Annotated in this window: 14 protein-coding genes; 4 read left to right on the top strand and 10 right to left on the bottom strand. The window is 42.5% G+C overall.

The window, feature by feature from the left end:
• Window positions 1-49: 49 nt before the first annotated feature.
• On the bottom strand, window positions 50-517 hold the full coding sequence (locus Q0R52_RS28945) for a DUF4293 domain-containing protein (RefSeq protein WP_252788858.1): 468 nt from the start codon (window positions 515-517) through the stop codon (window positions 50-52).
• A 107-nt stretch (window positions 518-624) separates the two neighbouring features.
• Here Q0R52_RS28945 and Q0R52_RS28940 point away from each other — a divergent pair, with 107 nt between their 5' ends.
• The 3 genes from Q0R52_RS28940 to Q0R52_RS28930 all read left to right on the top strand — a co-directional run bounded on the left by Q0R52_RS28940 (window position 625) and on the right by Q0R52_RS28930 (window position 3935).
• Window positions 625-1149 (top strand): DUF892 family protein, encoded by a 525-nt coding sequence (locus tag Q0R52_RS28940; protein WP_295802004.1) that lies wholly within the window; start codon window positions 625-627, stop codon window positions 1147-1149.
• A 114-nt stretch (window positions 1150-1263) separates the two neighbouring features.
• Window positions 1264-2019, top strand: a complete 756-nt coding sequence (gene truA, locus Q0R52_RS28935) for a tRNA pseudouridine(38-40) synthase TruA (protein WP_295802003.1) — start codon at window positions 1264-1266, stop codon at window positions 2017-2019.
• A 167-nt stretch (window positions 2020-2186) separates the two neighbouring features.
• Window positions 2187-3935, top strand: coding sequence for an ABC transporter ATP-binding protein (locus Q0R52_RS28930; protein ID WP_295802136.1), 1749 nt, complete (start codon window positions 2187-2189; stop codon window positions 3933-3935).
• Between the two features lie 52 nt (window positions 3936-3987).
• Here the strand turns inward: Q0R52_RS28930 and Q0R52_RS28925 are convergent, their stop codons facing one another.
• The 9 genes from Q0R52_RS28925 to Q0R52_RS28885 all read right to left on the bottom strand — a co-directional run bounded on the left by Q0R52_RS28925 (window position 3988) and on the right by Q0R52_RS28885 (window position 10194).
• Entirely contained in the window at window positions 3988-4188 is a 201-nt protein-coding gene (locus Q0R52_RS28925) for a hypothetical protein (protein WP_295802001.1), read from the bottom strand.
• 175 nt (window positions 4189-4363) lie between these two features.
• Window positions 4364-5263, bottom strand: coding sequence for an ATP synthase F1 subunit gamma (atpG, locus tag Q0R52_RS28920; protein WP_252788862.1), 900 nt, complete (start codon window positions 5261-5263; stop codon window positions 4364-4366).
• Window positions 5264-5342: 79 nt separating this feature from the next.
• Window positions 5343-6917 (bottom strand): F0F1 ATP synthase subunit alpha, encoded by a 1575-nt coding sequence (gene atpA / locus Q0R52_RS28915; RefSeq protein ID WP_295801998.1) that lies wholly within the window; start codon window positions 6915-6917, stop codon window positions 5343-5345.
• 28 nt (window positions 6918-6945) lie between these two features.
• Complete coding sequence (gene atpH / locus Q0R52_RS28910; RefSeq protein WP_295801996.1) at window positions 6946-7497, bottom strand: ATP synthase F1 subunit delta; 552 nt, start codon at window positions 7495-7497, stop codon at window positions 6946-6948.
• 135 nt (window positions 7498-7632) lie between these two features.
• On the bottom strand, window positions 7633-8127 hold the full coding sequence (gene atpF / locus Q0R52_RS28905; protein ID WP_295801993.1) for a F0F1 ATP synthase subunit B: 495 nt from the start codon (window positions 8125-8127) through the stop codon (window positions 7633-7635).
• A gap of 111 nt (window positions 8128-8238) precedes the next feature.
• The gene (gene atpE / locus Q0R52_RS28900) at window positions 8239-8436 is read right to left on the bottom strand and encodes an ATP synthase F0 subunit C (RefSeq protein ID WP_252788866.1); all 198 of its coding nucleotides are present in this window, start codon (window positions 8434-8436) and stop codon (window positions 8239-8241) included.
• A 36-nt stretch (window positions 8437-8472) separates the two neighbouring features.
• Window positions 8473-9531, bottom strand: coding sequence for a F0F1 ATP synthase subunit A (atpB, locus tag Q0R52_RS28895; protein ID WP_295801991.1), 1059 nt, complete (start codon window positions 9529-9531; stop codon window positions 8473-8475).
• A 32-nt stretch (window positions 9532-9563) separates the two neighbouring features.
• Window positions 9564-9950 carry a hypothetical protein gene (locus Q0R52_RS28890; RefSeq protein WP_295801989.1) on the bottom strand — a complete coding sequence of 129 codons (387 nt, stop codon included), beginning with the start codon at window positions 9948-9950 and terminating at the stop codon, window positions 9564-9566.
• Between the two features lie 13 nt (window positions 9951-9963).
• On the bottom strand, window positions 9964-10194 hold the full coding sequence (locus Q0R52_RS28885; protein WP_252788869.1) for an AtpZ/AtpI family protein: 231 nt from the start codon (window positions 10192-10194) through the stop codon (window positions 9964-9966).
• A gap of 182 nt (window positions 10195-10376) precedes the next feature.
• Here Q0R52_RS28885 and Q0R52_RS28880 point away from each other — a divergent pair, with 182 nt between their 5' ends.
• A complete protein-coding gene (locus Q0R52_RS28880) occupies window positions 10377-13409 on the top strand; it encodes a hypothetical protein (RefSeq protein WP_295801986.1) in 3033 nt (1010 codons plus the stop codon).
• Window positions 13410-13412: the final 3 nt, after the last annotated feature.

Raw genomic sequence — 13412 nt, 5'->3', positions numbered from 1 at the left:
CAACTTAATCAACTCAATCCAACCTAATCAACCCAATAAACTAACACCCCTATCTCAACCTATCTGCCGATTTCACCAGCTTTTCATCGGCTTTTATAGCCCTGATAGCCAACAATATAAGCAGCATGCTGAATGAGGAAAGGAAAAGGCCTATCCCGAAGTTATGGGTATCAATCTGTACGCTGCCCATAACGCCTTTTGCCATCTGCGACAGCCAGAAGCTATAACCAACTATCACCAGCAATGTGCTATAGCTAAGCGCTATTTGCTGCTTGCGATTTTTGTATAAAAAAATGATGATCAGTGGTATCAATCCGATGATGGCTGTGGCGATCGTTATCCCCATAAAAAATTGGGTATGGGTGTGTTGTCCGTTTATATCCTGGAAAACACCGGTTACCATTATGGTTAATGGTTTGCCATCTACATAAACATTGTGCACCAGTGGAAAAAGGAACAGGGCAAACATAGCTAATGAAGCTAATAACAGGTAAATGCTTTGTACTCGTTGTAACATAGTATTAGTTTATAAGGCAAAGATAAGCTGTTTTGCTAATTATTTGCTGTGTGTGTTGTATTCAATAAATATCGTACTTTTATTTGCTGATTTAACCCCTGATTGACATGGCCGATCCGACTGATCCTTCACCCTCTTTGCAACCTAAAGATGTGCAGATTGATGATATGCTGCTGAAAAAAACTTTTCTTGAGCACTTGAATTACATTTATTTTGGAAAACAACACCTCATCAGTTTCTTTAACGAGGTAAAAAGTATTTCAAAATTAAACGTTTTGAAACACGCAATACAGGAAGGTATTGACGATACCGAAAGCCAGATTAAACAAATGGATGAAATATACACGGCAATTGGCGAAACACCATCCCAAACTAGCACCCTGGGTATAAAGGCAATGACGCTGGAGGCTTACATTTCAACCATCAAAGCTGGTAAAACACCGCTTGAAAAAGATGTATTTATCCTTTTTTATTTACAGCAGATAGAAGGCATTGAAATTACCTATTTTAAAGTATTAAAAAACCTGGCCCAAGCTATAGGCTATAGTAGCTCTTTTTTAGACCAGCCTTTTGATCTTGCTGTTGAGAACAAGATTTTGTTTGAGTCGATTTATAAGGAGTATATTTCGTAAATTGTTGTAAGGTTGGAAAGTTGAAAGGTTGTGACCTTGTTGTCCGACTCGTGTTCTTAACTTTAAAACCTTCCAACGTTTCAACATTACAACATCCTCACTACCTTTGCCCTCGTGATCACTCAACGCTATTTTATTGAACTCTCCTACGATGGCACCAATTACCACGGCTGGCAAACGCAGCCAAATGCGGTAGCTGTTCAGGAAGTATTGGATAAAGCACTCTCCACCGTTTTGCGCCAGCCTGTTGAAACAGTTGGTTGCGGGCGTACGGATACCGGCGTACATGCCAAAGAGTTTTTTGCGCATTTCGACATTCAGACCATAGACGATAGACCACGGACCATAGATGAAACTGCAACTGTTGTGAGAAGTTTAAATTCTATTCTGCCTAAAGATATCGCCATAAAGAATGTCTTCGCGGTTACTGCCGAAGCACATGCGCGGTTCGATGCCACTTTACGCAGCTATGAATACCATATCCATTTTAGCAAGGACCCTTTTAAAACGGGCTACTCATGGGAACTGCGCGATAGACCGGATGTGGAACTGATGAATAAAGCCGCTGTGATCATAATGGAGTATACCGATTTTAGTTGCTTTAGTAAATCAAACACCCAGGTAAAAACCAACAATTGCAAAATATCAAAAACCGGTTGGATCATTGAGGGCGACGGCATGGTATTCCAAATATCAGCCGACAGATTTTTACGCAACATGGTACGGGCGATAGTAGGCACATTGATTATGGTGGGCCGCAAAGAGATTGAACCGGAAGCCGTTCGCACCATCATCGAAAGCAAAAACCGCAGTAACGCGGGCATGTCCGTACCTGCATGCGGGCTATTCTTAACCAGAGTGCAATATTAGCCTCCTACCCCCCTAAAGGGGGAACAAAAAAGGAAAATTTTAAAATTATACGATAACTTTGAATTTAAGTGAGCAACAATAAAAATACAAATTCAAAAGTTCCCCCTTCAGGGGGCGGAGGGGGCGTTACCGGTAAAGCACTCGATTGGAAACTGCTGGGGCGGGTAATGCATTATGTAAAGCCCTACCGGTCCACTTTTATCATAGCTGCATCCCTTACTATATTTTTAGCGGCTAATGCTTTGGTACAGCCTATCCTGATCCAAAAAACGCTTGATAACCATATTCTTACCGACGATTATAACGGCCTGGTTTTTATGATTGGGCTGATGATTGCGCAGTTGGTTATCCAAACTGTTGCTCAATATTATCAAACATACTTAACCAACTCGCTGGGGCAATCCGTAATCCGTGATTTGAGGATCGACGTATTTAATCACATCACCAGCCTACGCTTGAAATATTTCGACCGTACACCAATCGGTATGTTAATAACGCGAACTGTTTCTGATTTGGAAACAATTGCCGATATATTCTCAGAAGGATTGATATCTATTATGGGCGATCTACTGCTAGTTGTGGCAGTTATTGGTGTTATGCTTTACCAGGACTGGAAACTGGCGCTGATAACAATGATACCGATGCCGTTCCTGCTGTTGTCGACTTATGTTTTTAAGGAAGCCATTAAGTCATCTTTCCAGGAGGTGCGTACGCAGGTGGCGCATTTGAATACTTTTTTGGCTGAGCATATTTCCGGGATGAGCGTTATCCAACTTTTTGCCCGCGAGGACCAGGAAATGCGGAAGTTCAAAGCCGTAAATACTAAATACCGCGATGCCAACATTCGCTCAAACTGGTATTATTCTATCTTCTTTCCCGTAGTCGAAATTTTGTTTGCCGTTTGTATTGGCCTGCTGGTATGGTATGGTTGCAAGCGCATCCTGTCGGACAAAGCGTTATTGAGTATTTCTGCCAACCAGCACGGCATTACGCCGGGTGTAATAACCGGTTTTATTGTGTTGTTGAATATGCTTTTCAGGCCCATACGTCAACTGGCCGATAAATTTAACACCCTGCAAATGGGCATGGTAGGTGCCGACAGGATATTTAAAGTATTGGATACCGATGAGGTGGCCGTTAATACCGGTAAACTGGTGCCTGAGACCCTTAAGGGCGACATAGAATTTAAGGACGTTTGGTTTGCCTATAACGAAGAAAACTGGGTTTTAAAGGATATCAACTTTCACCTGCAGCCCGGTAAAACGCTGGCGCTGGTAGGCGCTACCGGTGCGGGTAAGTCATCAACAATAAATATCCTGAACCGTTTTTATGAAATTGGCAAAGGCACCGTTACTATTGACGGGCACGATATACGGGAGTATGATGTTGATTACCTGCGCTCGCACATTGCGACTGTTATACAGGATGTATTTTTGTTTACCGATACCATTGCCAACAACATCAGTCTTAACAATACCGAAATTACCCGTGAGCAAATCATCGCGGCTGCAAAAGACGTTGGTGCACATGAATTTATAGAGCGGTTGCCCGGCGGATATGATTATAATGTGATGGAACGGGGCTCTACACTTTCCGCCGGTCAATCCCAATTAATTTCGTTTATCAGGGCTTTGGTTTACAACCCCACCATCCTCGTGCTGGACGAGGCCACATCATCCGTTGATACAGAGACGGAGATTTTGATACAAAATGCCATAGGCAAACTCATGCAGGGCCGCACAGCCATTGTAATTGCCCACCGCCTATCCACCATACAAAATGCCGATAAAATCATCGTCCTCGACCATGGCGAGATAAAAGAAATGGGTACCCACCAGGAACTGTTACGTATTGAAGACGGTTACTACCGCAAACTGTACGATTTGCAGTTTAACTCGGCAGGAATTGTAAAGTAGTTCATAGTTGATCCCGTATGTGCGGGATAGTTCATAGCCGAAAAAAATGCAGCTAAGTTTTGCGTTTGTCCCCAGGATGCACAGGCTGCTCTTCCTTTTCGTGCTTTTTAGCTATTTCACCGCCGTGGGGTTTATCTGCTTTATATTCTTTATCCTCGTTACGCACCACACTTTTGTGGCCGTTATCGTGTGGCCTGTGGGTAGGTGTATCTGCAGGTGATGGTTTGTCTGTTGAGTTTGCTGGCTTTGTCATGAGGGGATAACAAAGCAGGAGTATAATTTGTTTATTTTGTCTGAACTTCGATTTGCTTGATTTTGGGATTCAAGGATTTATAAAGCGAAATCAGCGAACCCCTCAAATCATGGTTCAAAAAGAAAGGCCCTCCTTGCGGAAAGCCTTCTATTATTAAAAAAATCACTTGATATACTTACTGTGCAGATAATGCTGCGGCGCCGCTCACAATCTCCGTCAATTCGGTGGTGATGGCTGCCTGGCGTGCCTGGTTGTACGATAGCTTTAACGCTTTCAATAATTCACCGGCGTTATCTGTTGCTTTATCCATCGCGGTCATACGTGCGCCGTGCTCTGATGCATTTGAATCAAGCACTGCTTTGTAAACCTGTATCTTAATATTTTTAGGGATAAGCTGCTCTACTATAGCTTCCTGCGAAGGCTCCAATATGTAATCAACCTGTACTTTATTAAGGTCCTTTTTGCCTTCTTCTTTCTTAACTTCGGGTTTTGGAACCGGTAACAGCTGCTCAACAGTTAGTATCTGCATAGCAGCGTTTTTAAACTGGTTGTACACCAGTTCAACGCGGTCATAATCGCCTTTTAAAAATCCTTCCATAATACTTTCGGTAATTACGGATGTGTTTATAAAGTTAAGATCGAGGTACAAATCATTATTGTTACCAATAACATTGTACTTGCGGCGCTGATAAAACTCCTGGCTTTTTTTACCGATACTAACTATCGATACATTGCCGGCCCTAAGCTGCTCGCTGTATTTTTCAGCAATCAGGTTATTGGCGGCTTTTATAACGTTAGCGTTAAAAGCACCGGCCAGGCCACGGTTTGACGATACCACAACTATCAGCACCTTGTTCGGCTCGCGCTGCGCTAAAAATGGCGATGAGCCATCCTCTAAACTTGCAGACAAGTTTGCGAGCAACTCCTTCAGCTTGTTTGCATAAGGGCGCAGCTGTACAATTGCGTTGGTAGCCCGTTTCAACTTAGCTGCCGAAACCATTTTCATGGCTTTGGTTATCTGCTGTGTCGAACTTACAGACTTAATCCTGTTTCTTACTTCTTTTAAATTAGCCATTCTTTGTTGAGTCTTTAGTCTCGAGTCTTTAGTCTAAAGTCTATCGACTCAGGACTAAAGACTTTAGACTTTGAACTAATTAATATTTCCCGCTCAGCTCTTTAGCAACTGTTTCCAGTACGCCGGTGATGCTGTCGTCAAACTTACCTGCTTTAAGCGCAGCTAAGACTTCAGGGTGACGAACTTCAAGCTGGCTTGTAAATTCGCTTTCAAACTCCCTGATTTTATTTACAGGTACGTTACGCATCAGGTTTTTAGTACCTAAGTAAATAACAGCAACTTGTTTTTCAACTGTTACAGGTGAGTACTGACCTTGCTTCAAAATCTCAACGTTACGGGCACCTTTATCAAGCACTGTTTTTGTTGATGCATCAAGGTCTGAACCGAATTTCGAGAAGGCCTCAAGCTCACGGTATTGCGCCTGGTCAAGTTTCAGGGTACCTGCAACTTTCTTCATCGATTTGATTTGCGCGTTACCACCCACACGTGATACCGAAATACCTACGTTGATGGCCGGACGAACACCTGCGTTAAATAAGTTCGACTCAAGGAATATCTGGCCGTCAGTAATCGAAATTACGTTGGTTGGGATATATGCCGATACGTCACCTGCCTGTGTTTCGATGATAGGCAATGCGGTTAATGAACCACCACCTTTAACAATACCACGGATCGACTCAGGTAAATCATTCATTGCCTGGGCAATTGAATCATTCTGGTTGATTTTAGCGGCACGCTCTAATAAACGGCTGTGCAGGTAAAACACGTCACCAGGATAAGCCTCGCGGCCCGGTGGGCGACGTAATAATAACGACACTTCGCGGTAAGCAACTGCCTGTTTTGACAAATCATCATAGATAATCAAAGCCGGACGGCCTGTATCGCGGAAGTACTCACCAATTGCGGCACCTGCAAACGGCGCGAAGAACTGCATGGTAGCAGAGTCAGAAGCGTTTGCTGCAACAATGATAGAGTAAGGCATAGCGCCTTTTTCTTCCAGTGTGCGTACGATGTTAGCTACGGTAGAAGCCTTCTGGCCGCAAGCTACATATATACAGATAACCGGTTTGCCAGCATCATAAAATTCTTTTTGGTTGATGATAGTATCGATACAAACCGCAGTTTTACCTGTCTGACGGTCGCCAATAACCAACTCACGCTGGCCACGGCCGATAGGGATCATCGCGTCGATAGCTTTGATACCAGTTTGCAAAGGCTCGGTTACCGGTTGGCGATAGATAACACCTGGCGCTTTACGCTCCAAAGGCATTTCATAAACCTGCCCGGCAATAGGGCCTTTACCATCAATTGGGGTACCTAGGGTATCAACAACACGGCCAAGCATGCCTTCGCCTACGTTAATTGAAGCAATCCTGTTGGTACGTTTAACGGTATCACCTTCTTTAATATCATCGGATTTGCCAAGCAATACCACACCCACGTTATCTTCTTCAAGGTTAAGTACGATACCCTGTAAGCCGGTACCAAACTCAACCAGCTCGCCCGATTGTACTTTTGTTAATCCATAAACGCGTGCAATACCGTCACCCACCTGGAGTACAGTACCCACTTCTTCTAATTCAGATTCTGACTTGAAGCCTGCCAACTGCTGACGCAAAATTGCTGATACTTCGTCTGGTCTTACCTCTACCATTTTTTAACTTTATTTAGAGTTTTAGTTTTTAATTACTAGCTGCCCTTTTGGCAAATTCTTTCTTTAATTTATGCAAATCGCTCGAGATGCTGGTATCTACCTGCCTGTCGCCAACGGTTAACACAAAACCACCAATCAGCGCTGGGTCAACCTTTGTTTCAAGCTTAACTGTACCACCTGTGGCTGCCATTATATCGGCAATCATCTTTTTCTGGTTAGCGTCTGACAGTGCTGTGGCCGATACAACCGAAGCGTGTACGATATTATTTTTGATATCGTACATATTCACATACTCGCCGGCGGTAGCGTATAAAACCTCGCCGCGGCTTTTGTTAACCATCAGCGTAAAAAAAGCAAGGCTCACTTTATTGATCTTTTTGCCAAAAACCTCTTCAATTATCTTCACTTTTTTTGAGTGAGATACTATCGGGTTGGCTAAAACCGCTTTTAGTTCAGGGTTAGCTTTTAAAGTGTGCAGGAAAAGCTCCATATCGGTTTTTACCGGCTCAACAAGGTTTTGCTCCTGTGCTAAGTCGATGATGGATTTGGCGTACCTGGCTGCTACTGTTAATTCTGACATTGTTTTTTTATTTCGGATATCGGATGTTCTATTTCGGATTTATAAAATTCGAAATTTGAAATGTCCGATTCGGATTAATTGTTACTGTTGCAGATATTCAAAATTCCGAAATCGAAATTCCGAAATCCGAAATCACTAGCTAAGCTTAACGTCTCTTAATAAATCCTTAACCAGTTCGTCTTGTTTCTTCTGATCTTCAAATTGCTTGCGCAATACTTTCTCAGCAATTTCAAGCGAAAGGGATGCTACCTGGTTTTTAACGTCAGCCATAGCAATAGCTTTCCGGTTGTTTATCTCAATGCGGGCAAGCTCAATCTGGCGCGAACCTTCTTTTTGAGCTGCATCTTTGGCATCGCTGATGATTTGGTTTTTCACCTTGGTTGCTTCAGATAAAATAGCATCACGCTCAGCGCGCGCGCTTTTTAACAAAGCTTCGTTTTCGCCGGTTAAGCGGGCCATTTCTTCTTTAACCGCTTCAGCACGTGACAGTGCGGTTTCAATTGACTGCTCGCGTTCATTAATAGCAGCTAAAATTGGTTTCCAGGCAAATTTACCTAATAAGAACAACAGGATCAGGAATGATATCAGTGTCCAGAAAACTAAACCTACCTCAGGTGTAACTAATTCCATTATATTATATTTATTACTTTTTTTTACAAATCAACTTTTAATTGAATTTTAAAAACATGCCCGGAACCAACCGTTCCGGGATGTTTTTTTTCTCTTGTTGCCTAATAATAATTAGAGCAAAGCCACTACCACGGCAAACAATGCAACACCTTCTACAAGGGCCGCAGCGATGATCATGTTAGTTTGAATTTTAGAGATAGCTTCAGGTTGACGAGCAATTGCTTCAACAGCCTTTCCACCAATCTGTCCGATGCCGACACCAGCACCAATAGCAGCTAAACCTGCACCGATAGGACCGTAAGTTGTCATTGTTTATTAATTTAAAGTATATATAGATAATTAATTTTAAATCACTTCATGATCGTGATGCTCCTGTATTGCCATCCCGATAAACAGGGATGTTAGCATCGTGAATATATAAGCCTGCAGAAATGCAACCAGCACCTCTATACAGTCAATGAATACGGTAAATGGCACCGACACGACTGCAGCCCATTGAGTACCGAATATATATATCAACGAAATAAGACTAAGTACAATAATGTGACCGGCTGTTATATTAGCAAACAAACGGATCATTAACGCAATTGGCTTTGAAAATATCGAAACAATTTCCACCGGGATCATGATCGGAAATAACCACCATGGGTTAGGCACGAAAATATGTTTCCAATAATATTTATTTGCTTTAAGATTTACCACCAATAATACAATAACCGACAGCACCAATGTAACTGCTATGTTTCCCGTAAGATTGAAGGCTCCCGGAAATACAGGGATCATACCAAATATATTATTGATCAATATGAAAAAGAAAATTGTAAGCAATAACGGCATATATGCCTTATACTTAACACCTATGTTTGGCAAAGCCACATCGTCCCTTATAAACAACACCAACGGCTCCATCCATGATTGGATGCCCTTCGGACCTTTACCCGGGCGCTTTCTATAGGCCGATGACATGCTGAAGAACACAAGGATAAGTATAATACCAGTCATCCACATGCTGGCAACGTTTTGGGTGATTGAAAAGTCTAAAACCTTTTTATTATTTACCTCATCAATCTTACCATTTGTGTCAGCAACCTTTATTTTATTATTTACCAGCATATAGCTGTAATATTTGCCAGCGTAAACAGTTCCCTGAGGCTGCAGGTGTGCCGACGAGAATGTTTCGAGCCCTTTGTCGGTGTAAAGTATTATTGGCAGAGGAAGATATGATTTTCCGTACATATGCCACTCGTGTTTGTCGGCAATATGCTCCATTATAATTTCCTGCGGATTAAACTTCTTTTCACCGCCCTCTGGCTTGTTTTCCTGGGATAACGCTTTGGTTGGAAATGCCCCTAACGCTAAAAAAAACGCACAAATTAACGTTATGTTAAAAATTTTTGTTTTCAAAATCGAGCCGTTTATCATCTAAATGAAGTTTTCTACCTTAAAATTTTGTGCCGCAAGGTACGCAACAAAATATAAACTTCAAAGGCTGTATTTAAGAAATATATGTAAAAAAAATCTCCCACAAAAACATACTTGTTTACCTTGTTTTTTGCCAGAAAAACCAATACAAAAATAAGGCTAGCCAGTATCTTTAACACGGTAGCCCCCATAAACGCCTCAGAGAACATATTTGGGAACATTTGGCGCACAATCAATATCCCGGTAACCACTATAAGTGTCAATCCCGCCAAAAAAAAGAAGATGAGCCAAAACTGCGGGGTTATCATATCGGCGTCCCCGTAATGTTGCAGATAATATGGCGGTACGGCTATAATAAATGCAAACCATAAGAAAAAAAATATTGCGTAGTAAATTTTCATGCGGACTGGTTGTTCAATCTTTTATCGATTTTATAACAAGGTACAAAGATATAAAAACCCCGGTAAGTGCCAGTGCTGCCGTTACCCATTTTGTATGGTGGTTTGCTGCTTCGTCAATTTTATAGCCACCATACGCAAACAGCCCTATTATTCCTATCATCTGGAAACCCATACCTGTAAATTTCAGGTAGTTATTTCCGGAGTTTTTGTTGCTGTTATTGTCTTTTTGTTCATCTTTGAGCATATGCAAATTTATTAATCCCTTTGGGTTATTTTAGTAAATTAGCAAGGCTTTTATAACCACCTTATAAATTGAATATACTTTCTAAAATTCAGACAGTTAAACCATATAAATCGCTGCTTTTTGCATTGGTATTTGTTATAGCGGGGTGCTCTCTTGAAAAAAAGAGCGGCTTTAACCGTAACATGCAAAACCTTACCGCACACTACAACATATTATTTAACGCAAAAGAGATACTGCGATTAAAACAGGTAAGCTATGCTTCGGTGTTTGTAGATAATTATAACGAGCTGTTAAGCGTGTACCCCGATAGCGTTACCCAAACACAAACCCCTGATAAGGATTTAGAAGAAGCTATACTTAAAGGAAACAAGATCATCAATATAAAAGAGCAAAGCCATTATTTAGGCGATGCGTACCTTGTGTTGGGTAAGGCCAATTATTTAGAGGGTAACTATTTTAACGCGAACGAGTTTTTCAGTTATGTGACCCGCTCGTTCCCCACCAGGTTGGATTTGGTGCAGGATGCGCTTACCTGGAAGGCCCGCGCGTATATGTATTTAAATGAATTGCCACAGGCAAAACTTACTATCGACTCGGCCATACAAAACATCGACCCTAAAAAAAACAAAGGCCTTATTTGCGATATATACGCTACCAAGCTACAGTATGATATTAATGCGCAGGAATATGCCGATGGCGAGACAATGGCTAAACAGGCCATTGAGCATTGCCATAACCGGGAACAGCGCTTGCGCCTTACGTTTATTTTAGCCCAGTTGCAGGAGCTTAACCAAAAACCGGGCGAAGCGATAGCAAACTACAACAAGATTGCCAGCAGCAATGTGTCTTTTGAAATGGCCTTTAACGCCAGTCTGAACCGGATTCGTATTGATGATGCCCGTAATGGCGTAAAAACCAGCCGCACCGACCGCCTGCTTGCCCTTTTAAAGGAACCTAATAACAAAGAGTTTAAAGACCAAATATATTACCAGGTAGCCGAAATGCAAATGGTTGATAAAAATATTGACGGTGCTATAAAAAACTATAAGCTATCTGTTAGGAACAGTGTAAAAAATCAAAGCCAGAAGGGTCTTTCCTACCTGCGGCTGGCTACCATCTATTTTAAAAATAAGGCCGACTACATTACCTCCAAAAAATATTACGACAGCACCCTCACCGCACTGCCGGTTAACTACCCGGGTTATGCTATCATTAAAAAAACGAACGCCAACCTGCAAATACTTACCGATGCCTATCAAACCATAACCCGCGAGGATACCCTGCAGGCGCTGGCAAAAATGGATCCCAAAAAGCGCGATTCGATAATTGATAAAATGGTTAGTGATAAAACCCTGGCGCAACAGCAACAGGCCGACCAGGCCGCAGCGGCATCGGCGAACACGGGTTCGTTTGGTACGGATGCCAACAACGGCTCGGGGACTAACGGCCCCCGTGGGCGGGGGCAATTAGGCTCCCAGCAAAACTCAGGTGCTACCTTTTATTTTTATAATAGTAGCGCAGTTACTCAGGGCTATGGTGATTTTAAACGCAAATGGGGCGACCGTAAATTGGAAGACAACTGGCGGCGTGCAAGCCGCGCAAACAGCGACATAACAGCCAATACAGCGACCACCACCGCAGGCGACCCTGATGCACCGGCGGGCACACAAGCGGGTACCCGTCCAAAAAATGTCACCGCAGGGGGGTACCGAACTGAATTAACAAAAGGGCTGCCATTAACACCGGAACTACTGGCACAATCAAACCTTAAGGTTTACCACGCTTACGTGGATATAGCTAACTTTTACCGCGATATTTTGGGCGATAAACAGGAAGCCATTGCATCCTACGAAAAAATACTGAGTCGTTTCCCTAATGACCCAAATAAGGCGGCTATATATTATAATCTGTACAGGCTTTACAGTGATATTGACAAAGCAAAGGCTGATAAGTATAAAGACATCCTGCTAAAGCAATATGCCGATACACCTTTCGCCAAAATTATTGCCGATCCAGACTATGCCAAAAAACTGGAGGACGAGAACGCCGAATTTACACAGGCTTATAATAAGGTGTTTGATTTGTATGCAAACAGGAAATACAATGATGTTATTACCGGCGTACCGCAAATGCTTAAACAATACCCGGGCAACAAACTGGCACCGCAGTTATATTACTTAAAAACAATTGCGGAAGGGCACAATGAAAAAATTGGCCCATTTGCCGACAGCTTAAAACAGGTGGCCGCAAAGTACCCGGATGACAAACTGGTTACCCCGCTTATAACACAGCAATTGGCTTATATTAATTCAAACCTTGCCGAAATGCAGGCGAGGCCTGTAGCGCTTGTCGGCGATAACCCGGAGGACATACCATTTACTATTGACCCTGCTTATAAAAAAGAAACCGCTTACCGGCCCGCTGTGGATCCCCGTGCACTTTATAATCAGCAACAACAGGTACGGATAGAAAAGCCAAAACCAAAAGAGGCAGAGAAACCCAGGGAAGCGCCAAAGGTAGTTCCTCCTGTTGCTCCACCGGTTAAAAAACCAGATACTGTAGCCAAACAACAGGTTAAGGTAACGCCACCGGTAGTTAAGAAAACAGACACTGTAGCGAAACAAGCGGTGGCTATGCCAGTGGTTAAAAAAACGGACACCGTTGCAAAACAGCCTGTGGTTACGCCACCGTTTAAAAAAGCTGATACAGTTATAGCAAAGCAACCGCAGGTGATACCACCCGTAGTGCCACCAACGAAACAAGTTGATACCATCGCAAATTCAGTTCAGCAAAATGCTGTCATTACAACCGAAGCCCCATCAGAGTTAAAAAAGGTTGACCTGGTGCCTTCTATATTTAATGAAAATGACAGCACTAATTATTACGTTGCTGTAAATGTAAACAGCGGTACAACTAATTTGGCCTCTTCGCGTTTTGGTTTTGGGCAATTTATAAGGGCTAACTATGCAGGTAAAGGTCTTAAGCACCAACTGTTGCCGGTTGGCCAGGATAACCAGGTAATATATGTGGGCCGGTTTGCATCACTTGCCGATGCCAAAAAGTACGGCCGCGAGGTTGTACCTTTGCTGCCTGATATTATGAAGGTGCCGAAGGATAAATACACCTTTTTTATTATTACGCAGCAAAATCTGAATAAATTAGCCGACGCAAAATTGATCAATAGTTACATCGACTATTACCAACGAAACTTTTAACTA

The sequence above is a fragment of the Mucilaginibacter sp. genome (genome assembly GCF_025359345.1).
Classification (GTDB): domain Bacteria; phylum Bacteroidota; class Bacteroidia; order Sphingobacteriales; family Sphingobacteriaceae; genus Mucilaginibacter.
This window is presented reverse-complemented; position numbering and strand designations above follow the sequence as displayed.